We start from the raw sequence: 17,390 nt of genomic DNA on the forward strand, positions 1-17,390 counted from the left end.
CGAATGGTCGATCTGACACTGCGACGCGGGTTTCGAGCATCCCGGTCCCATGCACCGGTCAGCCCGCCACTTCACCAGCTTCGCCAACTCCGGCGGCGGCCGATACCGTGTGCGGCCCACCGAGATGACGGCGCCGGTTTCGGGGTGGGTGAGCACCCGCATCCACCCCGACGCGGCACCGGCGAGCTCACGGGCCCGTTCGATCGGGATCGGACCGACGCCCTCCACCTCCGCCGGGTCGGTCACCCCGTCGACGCCGAGGAGCGCGAGGGCGGGGACGGTGACGACAACGGTCGCGCGGATCCCGCGCGCCTGCTTTGGGTGCTGGGGAACGGTCCCGTCGATGAGGAGGTCGCAGAACACGTCAGCGCGGATCTCATCCAGACTCCGCTCCGACCCATCCCCCGGTTCCCCGCCCCGGGTCGCACCGCGGTCATGGTCACGGATCACCACAGCCTTCTGGGTGACCCGCCCGTAGATCGCGTGAGCTTCCACCGACGGGACCAGAGCGTGCACCCACGACATCGAATCCCCCGCCGGCTCCACCATGATCCGACGCCCCCGCACCGCGACCTGGTGACGTTCGGTCAACGTGGGGGCGGTTTCCCGGTCAATCAGGCGGCGCAACGCGCGCCGGAACGACCCCACCGGCAGCGACTCCGCCAACCCCAACGCCCGACCCACCAGGCCCGCCGCGATATCGGGGTCGAGTACATCGAGGTCATCGACCAGGATCTCCGCGTGCCGGACCGTCACGTTTGCGTGGGAGAGGGACTCCAACACGGCCGGGTAGGAGTGGACGAGTGATTCGGCGCGGGAAAGCATCATCCCCGCCGCGTTCTCCGTGACCCGCAACGCGGACGCAAGCTCGAGCCGCAGGGACCGCATCACCAACTCCCGAGACCCGCCCCCATACCGGGACACATCATCCAACGCTTCCAGACGGAGGTCATCGACCCGCGCGAACCGTTGCGCCGCGAACACCGCCTCCAGGTCAGCGGCCTCCAACACGAGGGCGACAGCGTCCGGACGCGGCGGAACCCACCCCGCCACCTCGGCATCCCACTCCCGCACATCACCCTCAGAGACGAACACGTCAGCATCCGCAGCCGCAGGCCACTGACCCGCCTCGCCCATGCCAACCTCATCCATACCCCCGACACTACGAGGGGGGTACGACATTCAAACCCCGGGCCACCCGAGACAAAGCCTGGCACTCCGAGCGGCAGCAGTCCACCGGAAGCCCCGCCGTCCCGGCTGCGTGGGGGTGGCTCGTACTACGGTGATCGGCATGACGGCGTCCCTCTCCCCCGACCAGGCGCGCGGGCTACGCCACCGTGCCCAGCTGCTCGGCGGCTCGACCCTCTCCCCGCGGGAAGTGGTGGATCGAGCGGTCGCCCTCCAAGGCCAGGATCTTCCGGCAGTCCTGCGCGCGATCGCTCTGCGGTCGGCCCCGGGAACGACCGTCGACGATGTCCGCGCCGCGTTTGACAGCGGTGAGTTGGTGCGGTCCTGGCCGATGCGCGGCACACTGTTCGCGACGACGCCCGAGCACTTGGCGTCGCTCCTCGCCCTGACCGGCACGAGAACGCTGCAGTCGATGGCGCGGCGCCGGGAGCAACTGGGGCTGGACGACGCCACGATCGATCACGCGCACGAGGTCGCCGTCGCGGCGCTCGAGACCACTCCGCTGCGGCGCGCCGACATCCTTGCCACGTGGGAGGACGCCGGGATCTCGACCGACGGCGGGCGCGGCTACCACCTGCTCGTTCACCTGTGCATCAGCGGGCTAGCGCACTGGGGCGCATTCACTCCTGACGGATCGGAGCAGTTCCTCACCCGCACCAAGACCCCGCGCGAAACCGACACGGATGCCGCACTCAGCCGTATCGTCGCGGGCTATGTCGCCGCGCGGGGGCCGGTGACCCTCGACGACCTGGCCTGGTGGACGAAGCTTCCCAAGACGGGGCTGCGCGCTGCCGCCGCATCCGTCGACCGAATCGAGCTGGCACAGCTCGGCGAGAAGCCCGTATATCTGGATGCCGCGGCATCCGCGTCAGCCGACTCGAACTGGCAAGGGTCTGCTGAAACGGTGACGCTCGTTCCCGCGTTCGACGAGTGGATCCTCGGTTATGCCGACCGGTCGCTCGTGGCCTCCGACGCGATGTTCGACGCTCTCGTTCCCGGCAAGAACGGCGTCTTCCGCCCGGCAGTCCTCGTCGACGGCGTTGTGGTCGGTACCTGGCGCTTCTCGGCGCCTCGAGGTGCGAAGAGCCGGACTCCGGTGGTCGAACTCCTCGAGCCGGTGTCCGGTCGGGCCGCACGACTCATCGATGACGCGCTGGCTGCCTGGCCGCACGACTGACGCGACGGTAGCCGCGAACTCGTCAGAGCAGCGGGCGGGCGTGCCAGATGCGGTCGAGGTAGTCGCGCATCGAGCGGTCGGATGAGAAGAACCCGCAGCGGGCGATGTTGAGGATCGCCGATCGGGTCCAGGCATCCTGGTCCGCATATGCCAGGTCAACCTGCGCCTGCGCCTCGATGTATGAGGCGTAGTCGGCGAGCACCATGAACCGGTCGTCGTAGAGCAGATTCGACACGATCGGCTCGAAGACCGTGCGGTCACCGCCCGAGAACGCGCCCGAGGCAATGAGGTCCATGGCGGCGCGCAGCTGCGGGTCGGCCTGGTAGAAGTCGGCCGGCTTGTAACCCTTCGCCCACAGCGCCTCGACCTCGGGCTCGGTCATGCCGAACAGGAAGAAGTTGTCGTCGCCGACAAGCTGGCGGATCTCGACGTTCGCGCCGTCGTCGGTGCCGATCGTCAGCGCACCGTTCAAGGCGAGCTTCATATTCCCCGTACCGGATGCTTCCTTGCCGGCGAGCGAGATCTGCTCCGACAGGTCGGCGGCCGGGATGATGCTCTCGGCGAGGGTCACGTTGTAGTTCGGCGGGAAGACGACCTTCAGGCGCCCCTCGACCCGCGGATCGTTGTTCACGACCGACGCGACCGAGTTGATGAGGTGGATGATGCGCTTGGCCATCGCGTACCCCGGAGCAGCCTTGGCCCCGAAGATGAAGGTACGGGGCTGGATGTCGGCAGCGGCGACCTTGCCCGAGACGATGCGCTCGTACTCGGTGACAATGTGCAGCACCTTCAGGGTCTGGCGCTTGTACTCGTGGAGGCGCTTGACCATGACATCCAGCAGGTGGGTGTCATCGATCGTGACACCGTCACGGCGCTCCAGCACATCGCTGAGGTGCCGCTTGTTGGCTGCCTTGACGGCGGCGAACCGCTCCCGGAATTCGGCGTCTTCGGCGAGCGCCTCTAGCCCCCGGAGCCGCTCGAGGTCGACGGTCCAGCCCGCGCCGAGCGCCTCAGTGATGAGGCTCGCAAGCGACGGGTTCGCGAGACGGATGAAGCGGCGTGGCGTGACACCGTTGGTCACGTTCGTGAACTTGTCGGGGTACATCTCGGCGAACTCGTGCAGCACCTTGTCGCGCAGGAGCTGCGAGTGGAGTTCGGCGACGCCGTTGACCTTCGCCCCCGCGACCGTCGCGAGGTAGGCCATCCGCACCGACCGGTAGGGGTGTTCCCCGATGATCGACATGTTGCGGATGCGCATCATGTCGTCGCCGAAGCGTTCACGCACTTCCTCGAGGAAGTCGTCGTTGATGCGGTAGATGATCTCGAGGTGGCGCGGCAGCAGCCGGCCGAGCAGGTCCACCGACCACACTTCGAGGGCTTCGGGCAGCAGCGTGTGGCAGGTGTAGGCGAAGCACTTCTGCGTGATCGCCCATGCGTCGCCCCACTCCATGCCGCGCTCGTCGACCAGCACGCGCATGAGCTCGGGCACGCCGATGACCGGATGCGTGTCGTTGAGCTGGAAGATCACGCGGTCGGGAAGCTTCTCAAGGTCGAAGCCCTCGGGGAGCACGCGGTCGAGGAAGTCGTTGATGGATGCCGCGACGAAGAAGTACTGCTGCTGCAGGCGCAGCTCCTTGCCCTGGGGCGTCGAGTCCTCGGGGTAGAGCACCTTGGAAATGTTCTCGGCGAAGGTCTGGGCGCGCACCGACTCCTCATAGTCGCCGGAGTTGAAGATGCGCAGATCGAAGGCGTTGGTCGCCGCCGCGCGCCACAACCGCAGGGTGTTGACCCGGCCGTTGTGATACCCGGGAACCATCATGTTGTAGGGCACCGCGAGCACGTTCCAGTCCGGAATCCAGCGCGTACGCTCCACACCGTTGTCGTCATAGGTCTCGGTGCGACCGCCGAACGAGATCGTCTGGGCGGCTTCGGGGTGGGGGAACTCCCACGGCGAGCCCATGCGAAGCCAGGCATCCGGCTGTTCGACCTGCTGGCCGTCGACGAAGGTCTGCCGGAAGATCCCGTACTCGTAGCGGATGCCGTACCCGATCGTCGGCACGCTCATGGTGGCCAGCGAATCGATGAAGCACGCAGCGAGGCGCCCCAGACCACCGTTGCCGAGGCCCGGTTCGACCTCGACCTCGCGCATGTCGTCCATCGAGATGCCGCACTGCGCGAGGGCATCCGTCGCGATCTCGCCCAGCCGCGCCGCGAGCAGATTGTTGTCGAGCTGCTTGCCCAGCAGGTACTCCGCCGACAGGTAGCAGACGGTCTTCGCCTGCTGCTCGCGTTGCCGGGTCTGGTCCTCGAGCCAGCGGGCCATGAGGTAGTCCCGCACAGTTCCGGCGAGCGCCAGGTACTGGTCGTTGGCATCGGATGCCGACAGTGAAACGCCCTGATCGAAGTTCAGGTTCGCGAGGAACTGCTTGACGAATCCGTCAACCGACGCAGGCGGTGCGATGACGGGAGCAAGGGCCAGGGGATGCGTGGGACGCAGGGTCGCGTCGGAGTTCTGTGTGTCGGGCACGACACGAAGATACCGAGTCGCGCGGAGCGATTCATCCTCGGCCGCGAATCGCCACGGGAGGTTTACACACTCGTCACGAAGCTGCCCGCAACCGGCGAGGCGCGGCCGGACGTTCGGGAAGCGACCCTACGCCGGCTTCACAGCGTCCGGAACTGTGCCGCGACCGGCTCGGTCTTCGCAGCTCTCGGTTTCTGGGCGACTTGGCGGGGGCTGGAGGGTCATCGCGATCGTCGTGTGTCCACTCGGGAAACTGTTGTGTCCCGCACCAAGGTCCGCCGGGGCGAGGTCGGGCCGCCACAGGATGAAGCGCTTGAGCGCCTCAGACAGCAGCACCCCGACGACGATCACGGCCATCCCCGCCAGGGCCGTGCGCACCTGCCGCCGCGCGAATCCGATGATGCCGACCACGAGCACGGCAATGGCGAGCGACCACGTCTGGATCAGATCGAGATTGTCGTCGGCATCCGTCGCTTCCCAGGGCAGAACCTGGCCCGAGCCCGCGATAGCCGCGTTCTCCCACTCCTGCCCCCACACCGTCAACACGGCGATCACGTACACGACGATGAAGCCGACAACGCATGCGGCAGCGAGAATCACCCACCGCGTCGCGGCGCTCGATAGCGCTGAAGCGGATGTGTTCTCGCGCGGATGTGTTTGTTTCGCACTGCTCACGGCCTACTGCCCCCTTTGCCGTTGCTGGTTTCGTCGTAGCAGTAGCGGTCTCGGTGACGGCGCGACGGCACCGAAACCGAATGTTCCCGGCGCGTGCCGATTGCAGGATGAACGGGGGTTCGGGGCGCTTAAGCTGAGCGGATGAAGCCGTTCATCCTGCTGGCGACCCGCGCGCAGGATGGTCCGGCCGATGAAGAGTACGAGCTTTTCCTGCGTTACACCGGTCTCGCGGAGTCTGAGCTGCGACGGGTGCGGCTCGAGGCAGGCCCGATGCCCGAGCTCGACCTCGATGGCCTGTCGGGGATCTTCGTCGGCGGCGGACCGTTCAACGCGTCGGATCCGCCCGAGCAGAAGTCCGCCGTGCAGCGGCGCGTCGAGGCAGAGTTCGCTGCGCTCCTGGACCAGGTCGTCGCGCGCGACTTCCCGTTCCTCGGCGCCTGCTACGGCGTCGGCACGGTCGGCGCCCACCAGGGAGCGGTCATCGACCGCACCTACGGCGAGCCGGTCGGGGTCGTGGAGGTGTCACTGACGGATGCCGGAATCGCCGACCCGCTACTGGCCGGTATCCCGCCGCGGTTCGACGCGTTCGTCGGGCACAAGGAAGCGATGCGCTCGCTGCCCTCGTCGGCGACGCTGCTGGCGTCGTCCGCCTCGTGTCCGGTGCAGATGTTCCGCGTGCGCGAGAACATCTATGCGACGCAGTTCCACCCCGAGCTCGACGTCAACGGCATCACCGCGCGCATCCACGCCTACACGGATTTCGGGTACTTCGCGCCGACCGAGGTCGATATCCCTCTTGCTGCCGTGCGTCGACGCGAGGTGCTGCATCCGAGCCGGATGCTGCGCACGTTCGTCGAGCGCTACGCCCACTGACAGGTCGAGGGCCGGCGGGCCAGCCAGCGCGCATTGGCCCTTCTCGTCAGCGGCCCGCAGCCGATGTGATGGGAACCAACGGGTGCGAGCGCGCGAGTGGGAACGGAGGAGGAGAGCGATGCAGGATGCTTCGGTCGTCGTTGTCCCGGGGCTCGGTGGTTCATCCCCCGGCCACTGGCAGTCGATCTGGCAAGCGCAGCATCCGGCCTGGGTGCGCAGCACTCCGGCATCCTGGGACGAACCCGACTTCGACGACTGGGACCGTGCCGTCGGCACTGCAGTGCAGGAAGCTGGCGAGCCGGTGGTGCTCGTCGCGCACGATGTTGGCGACGCCGGACACATCAATGTCCTCAGCGGCCACGGCCCGTGGCCGGAGGGACTCGACCTGCTCCGCGGATTCATCCGTGACCTCGAGGGAGGACGTTGATGTCAGCATCGTTCGAGCAGCTCGCCTCGGAACTCGTCTCGGCGGCGACCGGCCGCACCGAGCTGGTCGCCGCGCTGCGGCCGCCGGCGGGTCCGGTGACGTTGCCGTCGCCTCTCCCCGTCGCCCAGCTCGCCGCCACAGCGGTCGGGGCCGCATCGGTTGCCGCCGCCTCCCTGGCGTACGCACGCAGCACTGGCCGCGAGGTCGACGTGGCGAGCCTCATCCCGGTCGTTCTCGACGGACCTCGCGTGACTGCTGCCTACCGCAGCGAGCAAGTCTTCACCTGGAACGGCGAGAGACCGGATGCCTGGGCCCCGGCATCCGGGTTCTTCGAGACCGCCGACGGGTGGGTCAGAACCCACGGCAACTATCCGCACCACGCGGCGGCGCTCCGTCGGATGCTGGGGCTCGGAGACGACGCGGGCAAGGAGGCGATCGCCGCTGCACTGCGTACCGCGACGGGCGCGCACTGGGAAGACCGCGCTGCCGCTGAAGGAGCGATCGTCGGCCGGGTTCGGACAGTGCAGGAGTGGCGAACGCATCCGCACGCCGACGCCGTGCGCGCCTACCCGCTCGTGCGCCGTGACGTGGCGGACCGTGGCGCATCGCCGCTGACGGAGCCGGCATCGTCACTGCCCCTTGCGGGCGTCCGGGTGCTCGACCTCACGCGGGTGATCGCCGGACCTGTCTCGACCCGCACCCTCGCACTGTTCGGGGCGGACGTGCTGCGCATCGACAGTCCCCGCCTTCCCGAGATCGACTGGCAGTTCCTGGACACCGGCCAGGGCAAGCGCTCGACCACACAGCCGGTTACCTGCTCGCGGCATCCGTCATGAGTGCGCTGGAGCTCCGTCACCTCACCGGCGCGGTGTCGCACGTCGGCGTCTCGCTCGCCCGGGTGGCGCTGACCCTCCTCGACGGACCGCGCTCGTCGGTCCCGGCACCCACCCCGACCCCGGACGAGACCTGGCGCGAGCAGACTGTCGATCTCGCCGTGGCGGGAGGGGGAAGCCTCCACTGCGCCGCGCCCGCGCCGGTCTGGAACGGGAGCGCACTGGCGTACCCCGCGACGATCGTCCGCTACGGCTCGTCGGTGGCCGCCTGGTAGCGGGCGGCGCGGATGAGGTCGGCCGAGTGCGCCAGATGTGCCCGGACCGCGTCCCCTCCTTCGCGCTGAATCTCGTCAAGATAACCAGTGTGCTCCCGGGCGAACGAGCCCGCCGGATAGTCCGGCCTGACGTGCGTGAGGAGCAACAGGATCTCGGACTCCAGCTGCCGATGGGCCTGCGCAATCCGTGGACTTGCCGCTGCCTCCACGATGAGACGGTGCACCTCGGCATGCGCCCGCGTTGTTGCGAGCCAGTCTCCTGATGCCTCGGCCAGCGCGAGCCGGTCGATCGCCTCTTTCACGGGACGCGTGACAGCAGCCGGCCACGGCGTGCCGTGCTTGGCGCTCACCTGGCGAACGGCTTCCGCCTCGAGCGCACCGCGCAGCTCCTGGAGCGCTTCGACCGCATCGTCGTCGAGGTTGGCGACGCGGGCTCCTCGGTAGGGCGCAATCGTCACGAGCCGCTCTGCCGCGAGCGCCTGAAGTGCGGCGCGCACGGTGTGTCGAGACGCAGCGTGCTCCGCGGCGAGGCGCTCTTCCCGAAGCGGAGCATCTAGACCCAGCTCGCCGGACAGGATGCTGGCGCGCAGCGCGTCCGCAAGCGCTGCCGCGTGGGTCGGACCGGGTTCGCTCTCACGCCGGCGCGGAGACATCCGTCTTCTCCTTCCGGGCGGTCGGCAGTGAGAGCACCACGAGCCCGAGGGCGAGCACGACAAGACCGATCGCCGACGCCACCGTGAGGTGCTCGTGAAGCACCCAGACGCCGAGCAGCGTCGCACCGAGCGGCTCCGCGAGCGTGAGCGTCGCGACCGTGGTCGGGGCGAGCCGCCGCAGACCCCATCCGAAGAGCAGATACGCGACCGCAGTCGTGACGACGCCGAGCCAGAGCGCGAGCGCGAGACCTGCGGGGGTGAACAGCCACCCGGGCGAAGTCGCAAGAAGAAGCGGCAGGCTCACGACCGCTGCCACTCCGAACACGGCGCCCATCGCGGCCTGGAAACTCCAGCCGCGGTCCATCAGCAGCTTGCTGGCCAGCGCATAGAGCGCATACGAAGCGCCCGCGGCAAGCGAGGCAAGAACTCCCAGCGGCCCGACGCCCGCGGCTCCTGCGCCGCCGACCAGACCCGAGACGAGAACGACGCCGACCAGCGCGATGGCGGTCGCGACGCCCCAGCGCAGGCTCGGCATTCGCCGACGGATGAGGGCATCGAGGATGCCGGTCACGATCGGCGCCGATCCCAACGCGATGACCGTACCGACCGCTACCCCATTCAGGCGTGTGCCAGCGAAGAAGGTCGGCTGGTAGGCCAGCACGCCGATCGCCCCGACCGTGACGATGACCCAGGTAGGCACCCGGCGAGCTACGGCCGCTTCGGCAGACGGCGCGGCGGGTGGCATCAGTGGTCGCGTCACCAGGGCGATCGCGCCGAGAATCCCGCCCCCAATCAGGATGCGCGCGGCGCCAACCGAGAGCGGGGATGCATCGACATCCGCGAGTGCCTGCGCCGTTCCCGTGGTCGCGAAGCACAGCGCTGCCAGCACCACGGCGATCACTCCGGTCACCGCAGTATTGTTACACAATGTTCCCGAGTCCGCGGGGCAAAAGCCGACGGGCCTCCGAGCTGCCCGAACAGGGAAACTAGAGGCTCGCGGCAGAGGGCTCCGAAGAAACACCGGAGGGATCATCTGAGACGGGGGCGAGGAAGGATTCGAGCACGACATCATCGTCGGATTGGTATATCCGGGTGTCGGCGTTTCGCGTTCCGATTCCCGACGCCTGCTGCTCGGCCGCGGGAAGCCTGCCCGGCGAGACAATCCTGACCCGCACGCGACCGGTGTCTTCGGTCGCGAGCGTGACGACCGCGTGCCGGGCACCCGAGTGCTTGACCGCGTTGACGAACGCTTCAGTGACGATCTCGGCGGCGCGCTCATCCGTGTCGCGGTCGCGCAGCGCCGCCTGCGCCTGAGCGGATGCGGTGTAGGCGATGTCAAGCACGGCCCGCCACGCCGAAATCACCCGACCGAGGGAACCGAGCGGACCGTGGCGCGACCCGCGCCCAACCTCGATGTCACTGACCGGACCCAGCATCCGCTCAAACGCGTCGTCAGTTCGCTCGCGGAACTGAGCAACCTCAGCGACGGTGGGCTGACGCTCGTCGGCGTGCGCGGCGAGTATGACGCACTGGCTCGTGCCGCTCGCAGCGGCGCTTCAGGTCAGCGTCGACGACCTGTTGCGCGCCGAGGACGACGACGATGTCGTCATCCGTCCCACCCAGCGCACCGACGGAGCGCGCACGACGTGGGCACTGAACCGTGTCGACGGCCGCACGATGGCGATGAAGATGCGCCTGGAGCCCGTGCCCGAGATTTCCGCACCGCGCGTGCATCCAGGTTTCGACTGGTTCCTCGTGATCGAAGGACGGGTGCTGCTGCAACTCGGCGATCGGCGCATCGAGGTTACCCAGGGCGAGGCCGCCGAGTTCTCGACGATGACCCCGCACGCGATCAGCGCGATCGACGACCCGGCGGAGCTGGTCATGGTCTTCGATCGCGAGGGCCAGCGCGCCCATCTGCACCGGTGAGCGGATAGGCGTGACTCCGCCGGCGCCCTCAGGCGTCCCGCAGAACCGCCGCGAGCTCGTCGCGGCTGGCAACGCCCAGCTTGCGGTACACGTTCGCGAGGTGGTTGTTGACGGTGCGCTCCGATATCCCCAGTCGCACCGCGATCTCGCGGCTGCGCTCGCGTGCCGCCGCCCCTCGTGCAACCTGGAGCTCGCGCGCCGAGAGGACTGCACCGTCGATCTCCCGATCGCGGGTGAGCGCCGGCTCGCGCACCGTCACAGAGGCGAGCTCGGCAGCCACATGACGCGCCTGCCGTCGGGCCTCCGCCGAAGCGGATGCCGAACGTGCCGCGTCCTCGGAGAACGTGCGAGCGAGTGCGTCGAGGCCGGCGCTGCGCAACGCGGGCACGAGCCTCATTGCTGCGTCGGCATCCTTGGCCGAGGCTACCGTGGCGGCATCCGCGACCAGGCGCACGAAGCGTGAGGGCGTCTCCGTCGCCGCCACCGCGAGGGTCTCGGCGACTGCCTCTGCGAATCCGAGCCGGATCGCCGTCGACGCGGTCAGTGCCGCCAGAAGGTGATGGCCGTACTGCACAGCTGCCGCGACCGCGTCGGCGAGCGCCGCCGCAGCCTCCTGCGCGCGACCCTCAGGAATCGCCAGCCAGGCGGACGCCTCAGCTCGCTGCAGAATGACCTTGATGTCGGCGTGCGCGGCGTCATCGACGGTTGCGAGCAGCGCCTGCGCGGCGCCTGCATCCCCCGACATCGCCGCGGCCGTCGCCCCCAGCGCGATGGCCGCGCCGGACAGCCCCGTGAAGTCGCGCCACGCCAGCTGGCGAACGGCAAGGTCGGCGAGGGGACCGGCACGGTCGAGCCGGCCCGCGTGAAGCTCGATCAGCGCAAGGACATATGACCACTGCCCCGCGGCATCCGGGGTTCCAGAGACCCGCTGACGCTCGGCGAGCGCGCGTGCGTCGGTGATCGACGCATCCGCCAACTCACTCAACATCTGGGAAAGACTGAGCAGCTCGCCCGCGTACGGCTGGTCGTGGCTCACGAGATCGGCGAGCGGTCGCGCCTCCGCGACGGCTCCACGGGCTGCGTCCGCGTCACCTCGCATCGCCGCGATCATCGCCGACGTGAGCCCCATCGAGAGCATGCCGAGCACGTCGACGTCGCGGTCCGTGGAATCGTCGTCGGTCGCGCCGGGTGTCGGTGCGAGTCGAGGCAGCGTCGACACCGCGGCATCAAGGGGAACCCCTGCCATCAGCCGCCACTTGACCATCTCGGCATCCAACGCCACCGACGCGTCCGCCGACAGCGGCGCGCGCAGTGTCGTTGCACGCTCGAGTGCTGCGACAGGATCGGCGCGGCGGTACGCCAGATGCTGACCCCATCGCAACGCGAGAAGCGCGCGTTCGGCATCCGTCTGCGCTGTGCGCGCGGCGCGATCGAACTGTTCGTCGGCGGAGTCGGTTTCGCCGAGCACGGAGTGCGCCGCCGCAGCCAAGACGTGGGCTCGAAACCCTCCACCCGCCTCTGCCGCGGCATGGGAGAAGCTCAGCGATGTCGCCGCGTCCCCCACCGATGCCGCGTACCCCGCCGCCCACTCGAGATCTGCGGCAGACAGCGTCGAGCCGCAGTCGACCTCAACCTGCCCGGCGTCGGGCCCGCGCTCCGAGCCCTCGCGTTCGACGCTCGAATGAACCCTCGCCAGCCGTACGGCAGCGAACCGGTCAGTGTCTCTACCCGTCGTCCGCAACGCCGCCGCCGCCGTCGCGGCACGCTCAGCACGCTCGCTGCTCGACATGAGCGCGATCACCGCTTCGGTCAGGAGCGGGTGGGTGAGACGGATGCCCACACCTGCACCATCATCGACCAGTCCGCGGCTGCGAAGAGACGACAGCACCTCGGCGTCTTCCGTGCCCACCAGATCGGCGGGCCAGGGTTGGGCAAGTGCCAGCAGCCGCACGAAGCCGAGCTCTTCGGCATCCAGCTCGGTCACGCGGTGCCGCACCGAATCGACCAGATGAACGGGCAGTGCCGCCGCCTCGACCTCGACACCGAACGGCCCCTCGTGGACGCGTCCGGCGCGTTGCGCGGTAAGCACCAGCTCGCGCAGAAGCAGCGGGTTCCCCGCTGTCGCACGCAGCAGCCCCACCACCGACTCGGGGCGGACAGACCCGGCGAGATGGTGTTCGACGAGCTCCTCCAGTTGCGCGGCATCCAGCGGCTCGAGGTCGGTGACCGTGACGAGATCTTCGTGCAGCATCCGCGCAATCGGGCCCATAAGGCGATGCTCGTCACGCGCGGTCAGCAGAGTCGGAACCCCGTACACGCGGACGAGCTGATACACCACGGATGCCGACAGCGCGTCGAGCAAAGGGGCGTCGTCGACGACCAGCACGTAACGGTCCGGCGCTCCTCCGATCAGTCCGATCAGACGCTGGACCCGACCGGCGACGTCGTCCGAAGCATCCGCCACCGCTGAGGCGTTCAGAAGCGGTGCCAATGCCGCCAGCGGCACCTCGGAGAGCTCCTCGAGGGCCACCACCGGGACCACTGTCATGTCCAGGCGTGTGAGCTCTTCACCGACCTGAGCGGCAAGCGTCGTCTTGCCGATTCCGCTCGCGCCGCGGAGCATCTGCGAGCGGGCAGGGCGCGTGGCGAGCGCCGCGACGAGCGGGTCCCGAAGCTCCGGCCGAACCATCACGGGCCATCCGCCACGGGAGGACAGGAACTCGGCCATCTCGACCCACTGTAGTGCTCGTCAGAGCGCTGCCTCATCGGCGCTGTCACCGCCCCCGCGCACCACGGAGTCGACCCTCAGCTGCCCCGAGAATCACCCGCGGCCAGGCCTCACTTGGGTTCGATGCGATAGTCGATGTAGGCGGCGTCGGTACCCAGGTCACGAGCGGCGATGTTGACCCGGTAGGTCTCGCTCTCAGTGAACCAGGTCTTCCACCCCTCGCCATGATCGTCGACGGCGGTCACCGCGTACCCGGCGGCCTCGAGTTCCGTCACAAGGTCCTCGATCACCGACTCCCCGCTGATCGTGAACTGCAGGAACGCACCGGCGTCGTCGACAGTCGTCCAGCGGTATTCGCCGGCCGGCATGGGCAAGTCGGCCGGGAACCAGTCGGGCAGATCGGCGGCGTTGACCTGTGCCACGACGTCTGGCGCAGCTTCTGTGTCGACGTCGGATCCCGTGTCAGCAAGCGTCTCGGCGACCGAGCTGCTGACGTCGGATGGCGGCTGGGAGACCGCACACCCGGCGAGCACGGCGATGAGGAAAGGCGCGAGGAGCAGAGCTCGGGCGGTGCGCGCAGAGGCCTTGTCGCGAGCCTCGATCGAGGAATCGGCACGACATCCGTGGGCGGCGGGGACGCTGCGGAGCAGGGGCATCGGACTCTCCTCGATCAGGGGCGGGTGCCCGATCAGCATCCAGCGGCGTCCCCTCACCCGCAATGAGTAAGAACTGCTCAGCCGCCGCGCGGTGCCGTCTGGATACTCACTCGCGTGGGACACACCGTGGCACAAGCGGATGGGTGCTGCAGATCTCGACGACATGCCCGTCGTGCAGAGTCTGCTGCCCTCATGGGAGCAGTTCTCCGCCGAGTACGATCTAGGAGCCGCGATCGGTTGGCTCATCGACGGCGCACCGCGTCTGGGCTCGACCGCGACAGCTCATCAGCTCGGCGTACACAACCGTCTGGAGGCGGTGGCCCTTGCCAACCAGCAAGGTCTGGTCCGGTGGCACCACAACGACGGCGTCGGGGGCACGGATGCCTGACGGCGCGGGCGGATCAACGGCGCGGAAGGAGCACCGCCGCAGAGACGAAACCGGTCGATGCTCGCGGTGGTCCGCTGCGGCCTCACATCCTCGCCCCGGCGTCTGGTTCAACCGAATCGCGACAGACCCGCGGAGCGACTAGCGTCACACCTATGGCCTCTTCCCCTCGAAAACGTGACCGACGGGGCAGCGCCTTCCCGACCCGAGCCCGCCTTTGCCGACCTCGGACTCGGCGACGCCGTCATGAAGGCGTTGAAGGATGTCGGGTACGAGACACCGTCCGCCATTCAAGCCGCGACGATCCCTCCCCTACTGGCGGGACGCGACGTCGTCGGTCTCGCACAGACTGGCACCGGAAAGACGGCAGCATTCGCGCTGCCGATCCTCTCCCGGCTCGACCTGTCGCAGAAGACCCCGCAGGCACTCGTGCTCGCTCCCACCCGCGAGCTGGCCCTGCAGGTGTGCGAGGCGTTCGAGAAGTATGCCTCGCATCTGCGCGGCGTGCACGTCCTTCCTGTCTACGGCGACCAGGGCTACGGTCAGCAGCTCTCGGCGCTGCGCCGAGGCGTACACATCGTCGTGGGAACGCCGGGCCGCATCATGGACCACCTCGATAAGGGCACGCTCGACCTATCGGAGCTGAAGTACCTCGTGCTCGACGAGGCCGACGAAATGCTCAAGATGGGCTTCGCCGAGGATGTCGAGACGATTCTCGCCGACACCCCCGCGACCAAGCAGGTCGCCCTGTTCTCGGCGACGATGCCGGCGCAGATCCGCCGCATCTCGGCGCAGTACCTGAGCGACCCCGAAGAGATCACGGTCAAGACCAAGACCACCACGTCGGCCAACATCACGCAGCGGTACCTGCTGGTGTCGTACCCGCAGAAGGTCGATGCGCTCACCCGCATACTCGAGGTCGAGAACTTCGAGGGCATGATCGTCTTCACGCGCACGAAGAACGAGACCGAGACCCTCGCCGAAAAGCTGCGCGCCCGCGGATACACGGCTGCAGCGATCAGCGGTGACGTCGCGCAGGCGCAGCGCGAGAGGACCGTCAACCAGCTCAAGAGCGGCAAGCTCGACATCCTGGTCGCCACGGATGTCGCAGCCCGCGGCCTCGACGTTGACCGCATCAGCCACGTCGTCAATTACGACCTACCGATCGACACCGAGTCCTACGTCCACCGCGTGGGCCGCACGGGACGAGCCGGACGCGCGGGAGCGGCGATCAGCTTCGTCACCCCGCGCGAGCGGCGCATGCTGACCTCGATCGAGAGGGCCACGCGCCAGCCCTTGACCGAAATGAAGCTGCCGAGCGTCGAGGACGTCAACGCGACCCGGCTCACACGCTTCGACGACGCGATCACGGCGGCGTTGGCCGATCCGGCGCAGATCGGCACCTTCCGCGACATCATCGCTCACTACGTCGAGCACCACGACGTGCCCGAGGCGGATGTCGCTGCGGCCCTTGCCGTCGTGGCGCAGGGCGACACTCCCCTGCTGCTCGACCCGGACACTGAACCCGAGCCCCGCTTTGCGCGCGATTCGCAGGACCGACCCGAGCGTGGTGGACGTGACCGCAACGAACGCTCCGTTCGCGGCCCCCGCAGCGGAGGCGGACCGCGAACGACTTACCGGATCTCCGTTGGCCGGCGCCACAGGGTTGAGCCGCGCCAGATCGTCGGAGCCCTAGCCAACGAGGGGGGCCTTCGCCGCGAGGACTTCGGCGCGATCCAGATCCGCCCCGACTTCTCGCTCGTCGAGCTGCCCGCGGATCTCTCGCCCGACACGCTGAGGCGCCTCGAGAACACGCGCATCAGCGGCAAGCTGATCGAACTCAAGCCCGACCGCTTCGGCAACTCGGCTAAGCGCGAAGGCCGTCCACCGCGCCGCTGACCCGTTGCGGCATCCGGTGTCGCGGCATCGGCTCGAGCGTCATTCGCGGATGATCACCGGAGTTCCGAGCGGGAGCGCGGCGAGCGCGTGGGCTGCGGCTTCATCGACGCGCAGGCATCCGTTCGACACCCGGCCGGAACGTGTGTCGTGATAGTGGAAGGCGGTCACGGCGACATCGCCGCCGTCGAATCCGTCGAGAGTCGGACTCTGCACCGACAGGTAGGTGATCGGGTTCCCCCTCGTGTACGCGAAGCTCGGCTCGGTGCGCACCGTCATGATGAACGAACGACCCAGCGGCGTCGGCGTCGCCTCCACGCCGGACCCGAAGTCGGCTGCGACACGCTGCCGGTCCTCCCCACGAACGATGTCGATGGTGCGGTCGCCGAGCGAGACCTCGATCACCGCCTCTTGCGCCGTCAGCTCGACATCCTGCGTCCGGAGCCATCCGGTGAGCTGCCCGGAGTTTCCCCCGGACGGGTAGGACTGGCGGCCCACGAGCATGACCTTCACCCATGCGTCGTACTGCTCGATCACCGGCACCGCGGTGCCGTCGTAGTAGGACTCACGCGGAAGGGAGGCCACCGGAGCGCGACCGGGCTCGGCGAAAACGGGAGCCGCGGCACCTTTCGCGCGAGCGGCGACCCCGGTAAGCCCGCCGAATGGATCGTCGTCGACGGGCAGCTCAGGGACGATGGCGAAGACGGTGATCTCGGGGAGTCCGGCAAGGTCGTAGGCGGTCGTGTCCGCGGCGGGCCCGATCGGAGTGGGTGTCGGCGTAGGCGTGGGCTCGACGGTGGGCGTCGGCGTGGGCGTCGGCGCTGCCGCGAGCGGCGCACCCCTTCCCGACGCGACGATCCACGCGATGGCGAGCGCCGTCGCGACGAGGACGCCGGCGACGGCAAGCGCGATCCATCCCGCGTTCCGTCGGGTGAGCGCGCGCGTCGTGGCCATACGTCCATCGTCGGCGCCGGCGAGCAACGCCACAAGCGGCGATGCTTCTTGAGTGGTTGGCTCGGGATGCGCCCCACGGGCACTCCACGCCCCGCTTCGCGGCGCGCGGAGCCTCCGCCCGCGTGGGCCCGCCTGAATAATCACTCGCGGAACGATGAAGGGCCCGCCTGCGGCGAGCCCTTCATCGTTCCGGTCGGGATGCGCCCCACGGGCACTC

17 protein-coding genes are annotated in these 17,390 nt (G+C 68.6%); 8 read left to right on the forward strand and 9 right to left on the reverse strand.

Annotated features, from left to right (window positions below; all coding sequences use genetic code 11):
- Positions 1–1,152, reverse strand: a 1,152-nt coding sequence (locus B4F19_RS15350; RefSeq protein ID WP_292736109.1) for a DUF222 domain-containing protein, incomplete at its 3' end; no start/stop codon positions are given.
- Positions 1,153–1,291: 139 nt separating this feature from the next.
- Between B4F19_RS15350 and B4F19_RS15355 the strand changes: the two genes are divergently transcribed.
- Positions 1,292–2,365 carry a winged helix DNA-binding domain-containing protein gene (locus B4F19_RS15355; RefSeq protein WP_292736111.1) on the forward strand — a complete coding sequence of 358 codons (1,074 nt, stop codon included), beginning with the start codon at positions 1,292–1,294 and terminating at the stop codon, positions 2,363–2,365.
- Positions 2,366–2,387: 22 nt separating this feature from the next.
- Here B4F19_RS15355 and B4F19_RS15360 read toward each other — a convergent pair whose 3' ends face one another.
- Together B4F19_RS15360 and B4F19_RS15365 are read right to left on the reverse strand one after the other, a co-directional pair.
- Complete coding sequence (locus B4F19_RS15360; protein ID WP_292736114.1) at positions 2,388–4,892, reverse strand: glycogen/starch/alpha-glucan phosphorylase; 2,505 nt, start codon at positions 4,890–4,892, stop codon at positions 2,388–2,390.
- A gap of 126 nt (positions 4,893–5,018) precedes the next feature.
- Entirely contained in the window at positions 5,019–5,564 is a 546-nt protein-coding gene (locus B4F19_RS15365; protein WP_292736117.1) for a hypothetical protein, read from the reverse strand.
- A gap of 141 nt (positions 5,565–5,705) precedes the next feature.
- Here B4F19_RS15365 and B4F19_RS15370 point away from each other — a divergent pair, with 141 nt between their 5' ends.
- The 4 genes from B4F19_RS15370 to B4F19_RS15385 all read left to right on the forward strand — a co-directional run bounded on the left by B4F19_RS15370 (position 5,706) and on the right by B4F19_RS15385 (position 7,972).
- Entirely contained in the window at positions 5,706–6,437 is a 732-nt protein-coding gene (locus B4F19_RS15370; protein ID WP_292736120.1) for a glutamine amidotransferase, read from the forward strand.
- 118 nt (positions 6,438–6,555) lie between these two features.
- Positions 6,556–6,864, forward strand: a complete 309-nt coding sequence (locus B4F19_RS15375; RefSeq protein WP_292736122.1) for an RBBP9/YdeN family alpha/beta hydrolase — start codon at positions 6,556–6,558, stop codon at positions 6,862–6,864.
- Entirely contained in the window at positions 6,864–7,700 is an 837-nt protein-coding gene (locus B4F19_RS15380) for a CoA transferase (protein ID WP_292736125.1), read from the forward strand. Before B4F19_RS15375 ends, B4F19_RS15380 begins: the two co-directional genes overlap by 1 nt.
- Positions 7,697–7,972 (forward strand): hypothetical protein, encoded by a 276-nt coding sequence (locus B4F19_RS15385; RefSeq protein WP_292736128.1) that lies wholly within the window; start codon positions 7,697–7,699, stop codon positions 7,970–7,972. Before B4F19_RS15380 ends, B4F19_RS15385 begins: the two co-directional genes overlap by 4 nt.
- Here the strand turns inward: B4F19_RS15385 and B4F19_RS15390 are convergent.
- The 3 genes from B4F19_RS15390 to B4F19_RS15400 form a co-directional block, all read right to left on the reverse strand.
- Positions 7,945–8,625: a GntR family transcriptional regulator gene (locus B4F19_RS15390; protein ID WP_292726334.1), complete on the reverse strand. Its 681-nt coding sequence runs from the start codon at positions 8,623–8,625 to the stop codon at positions 7,945–7,947. The genes B4F19_RS15385 and B4F19_RS15390 overlap by 28 nt on opposite strands.
- Positions 8,606–9,535 (reverse strand): DMT family transporter, encoded by a 930-nt coding sequence (locus B4F19_RS15395; RefSeq protein WP_292736131.1) that lies wholly within the window; start codon positions 9,533–9,535, stop codon positions 8,606–8,608. The genes B4F19_RS15390 and B4F19_RS15395 overlap by 20 nt, the downstream gene beginning before the upstream one ends.
- 76 nt (positions 9,536–9,611) lie before the next feature.
- Complete coding sequence (locus B4F19_RS15400; RefSeq protein WP_292736134.1) at positions 9,612–10,061, reverse strand: hypothetical protein; 450 nt, start codon at positions 10,059–10,061, stop codon at positions 9,612–9,614.
- An 85-nt stretch (positions 10,062–10,146) separates the two neighbouring features.
- Here B4F19_RS15400 and B4F19_RS15405 point away from each other — a divergent pair, with 85 nt between their 5' ends.
- Positions 10,147–10,554: a cupin domain-containing protein gene (locus B4F19_RS15405; RefSeq protein WP_292736137.1), complete on the forward strand. Its 408-nt coding sequence runs from the start codon at positions 10,147–10,149 to the stop codon at positions 10,552–10,554.
- Between the two features lie 28 nt (positions 10,555–10,582).
- Here B4F19_RS15405 and B4F19_RS15410 read toward each other — a convergent pair whose 3' ends face one another.
- Complete coding sequence (locus B4F19_RS15410; protein WP_292736141.1) at positions 10,583–13,282, reverse strand: LuxR C-terminal-related transcriptional regulator; 2,700 nt, start codon at positions 13,280–13,282, stop codon at positions 10,583–10,585.
- Between the two features lie 110 nt (positions 13,283–13,392).
- Positions 13,393–13,938: a hypothetical protein gene (locus B4F19_RS15415; protein ID WP_292736144.1), complete on the reverse strand. Its 546-nt coding sequence runs from the start codon at positions 13,936–13,938 to the stop codon at positions 13,393–13,395.
- 139 nt (positions 13,939–14,077) lie between these two features.
- Between B4F19_RS15415 and B4F19_RS15420 the strand changes: the two genes are divergently transcribed.
- The gene (locus tag B4F19_RS15420; RefSeq protein ID WP_292736147.1) at positions 14,078–14,326 is read left to right on the forward strand and encodes a hypothetical protein; all 249 of its coding nucleotides are present in this window, start codon (positions 14,078–14,080) and stop codon (positions 14,324–14,326) included.
- Positions 14,327–14,383: 57 nt separating this feature from the next.
- Positions 14,384–16,222: a DEAD/DEAH box helicase gene (locus B4F19_RS15425; protein ID WP_414683169.1), complete on the forward strand. Its 1,839-nt coding sequence runs from the start codon at positions 14,384–14,386 to the stop codon at positions 16,220–16,222.
- A 39-nt stretch (positions 16,223–16,261) separates the two neighbouring features.
- Here the strand turns inward: B4F19_RS15425 and B4F19_RS15430 are convergent, their stop codons facing one another.
- Positions 16,262–17,173, reverse strand: coding sequence for a L,D-transpeptidase (locus tag B4F19_RS15430; protein ID WP_292736154.1), 912 nt, complete (start codon positions 17,171–17,173; stop codon positions 16,262–16,264).
- Positions 17,174–17,390: the final 217 nt, after the last annotated feature.

Origin of the sequence: Microbacterium sp. UBA1097 (assembly GCF_002313585.1) — a bacterium.
GTDB lineage: Bacteria > Actinomycetota > Actinomycetes > Actinomycetales > Microbacteriaceae > Microbacterium.

What these genes read in the sequence shown, in the direction of transcription:
- B4F19_RS15355 (WP_292736111.1), top strand. Translation starts at nt 1,292, where the DNA reads ATGACGGCGTCCCTCTCCCCCGACCAGGCGCGCGGGCTACGCCACCGT.
- B4F19_RS15370 (WP_292736120.1), top strand. Translation starts at nt 5,706, where the DNA reads ATGAAGCCGTTCATCCTGCTGGCGACCCGCGCGCAGGATGGTCCGGCC.
- B4F19_RS15375 (WP_292736122.1), top strand. Translation starts at nt 6,556, where the DNA reads ATGCAGGATGCTTCGGTCGTCGTTGTCCCGGGGCTCGGTGGTTCATCC.
- B4F19_RS15380 (WP_292736125.1), top strand. Translation starts at nt 6,864, where the DNA reads ATGTCAGCATCGTTCGAGCAGCTCGCCTCGGAACTCGTCTCGGCGGCG.
- B4F19_RS15385 (WP_292736128.1), top strand. Translation starts at nt 7,697, where the DNA reads ATGAGTGCGCTGGAGCTCCGTCACCTCACCGGCGCGGTGTCGCACGTC.
- B4F19_RS15390 (WP_292726334.1), bottom strand. Translation starts at nt 8,625, where the DNA reads ATGTCTCCGCGCCGGCGTGAGAGCGAACCCGGTCCGACCCACGCGGCA.
- B4F19_RS15400 (WP_292736134.1), bottom strand. Translation starts at nt 10,061, where the DNA reads ATGCTGGGTCCGGTCAGTGACATCGAGGTTGGGCGCGGGTCGCGCCAC.
- B4F19_RS15405 (WP_292736137.1), top strand. Translation starts at nt 10,147, where the DNA reads ATGACGCACTGGCTCGTGCCGCTCGCAGCGGCGCTTCAGGTCAGCGTC.
- B4F19_RS15410 (WP_292736141.1), bottom strand. Translation starts at nt 13,282, where the DNA reads ATGGCCGAGTTCCTGTCCTCCCGTGGCGGATGGCCCGTGATGGTTCGG.
- B4F19_RS15415 (WP_292736144.1), bottom strand. Translation starts at nt 13,938, where the DNA reads ATGCCCCTGCTCCGCAGCGTCCCCGCCGCCCACGGATGTCGTGCCGAT.
- B4F19_RS15420 (WP_292736147.1), top strand. Translation starts at nt 14,078, where the DNA reads ATGGGTGCTGCAGATCTCGACGACATGCCCGTCGTGCAGAGTCTGCTG.
- B4F19_RS15425 (WP_414683169.1), top strand. Translation starts at nt 14,384, where the DNA reads ATGCTCGCGGTGGTCCGCTGCGGCCTCACATCCTCGCCCCGGCGTCTG.
- B4F19_RS15430 (WP_292736154.1), bottom strand. Translation starts at nt 17,173, where the DNA reads ATGGCCACGACGCGCGCGCTCACCCGACGGAACGCGGGATGGATCGCG.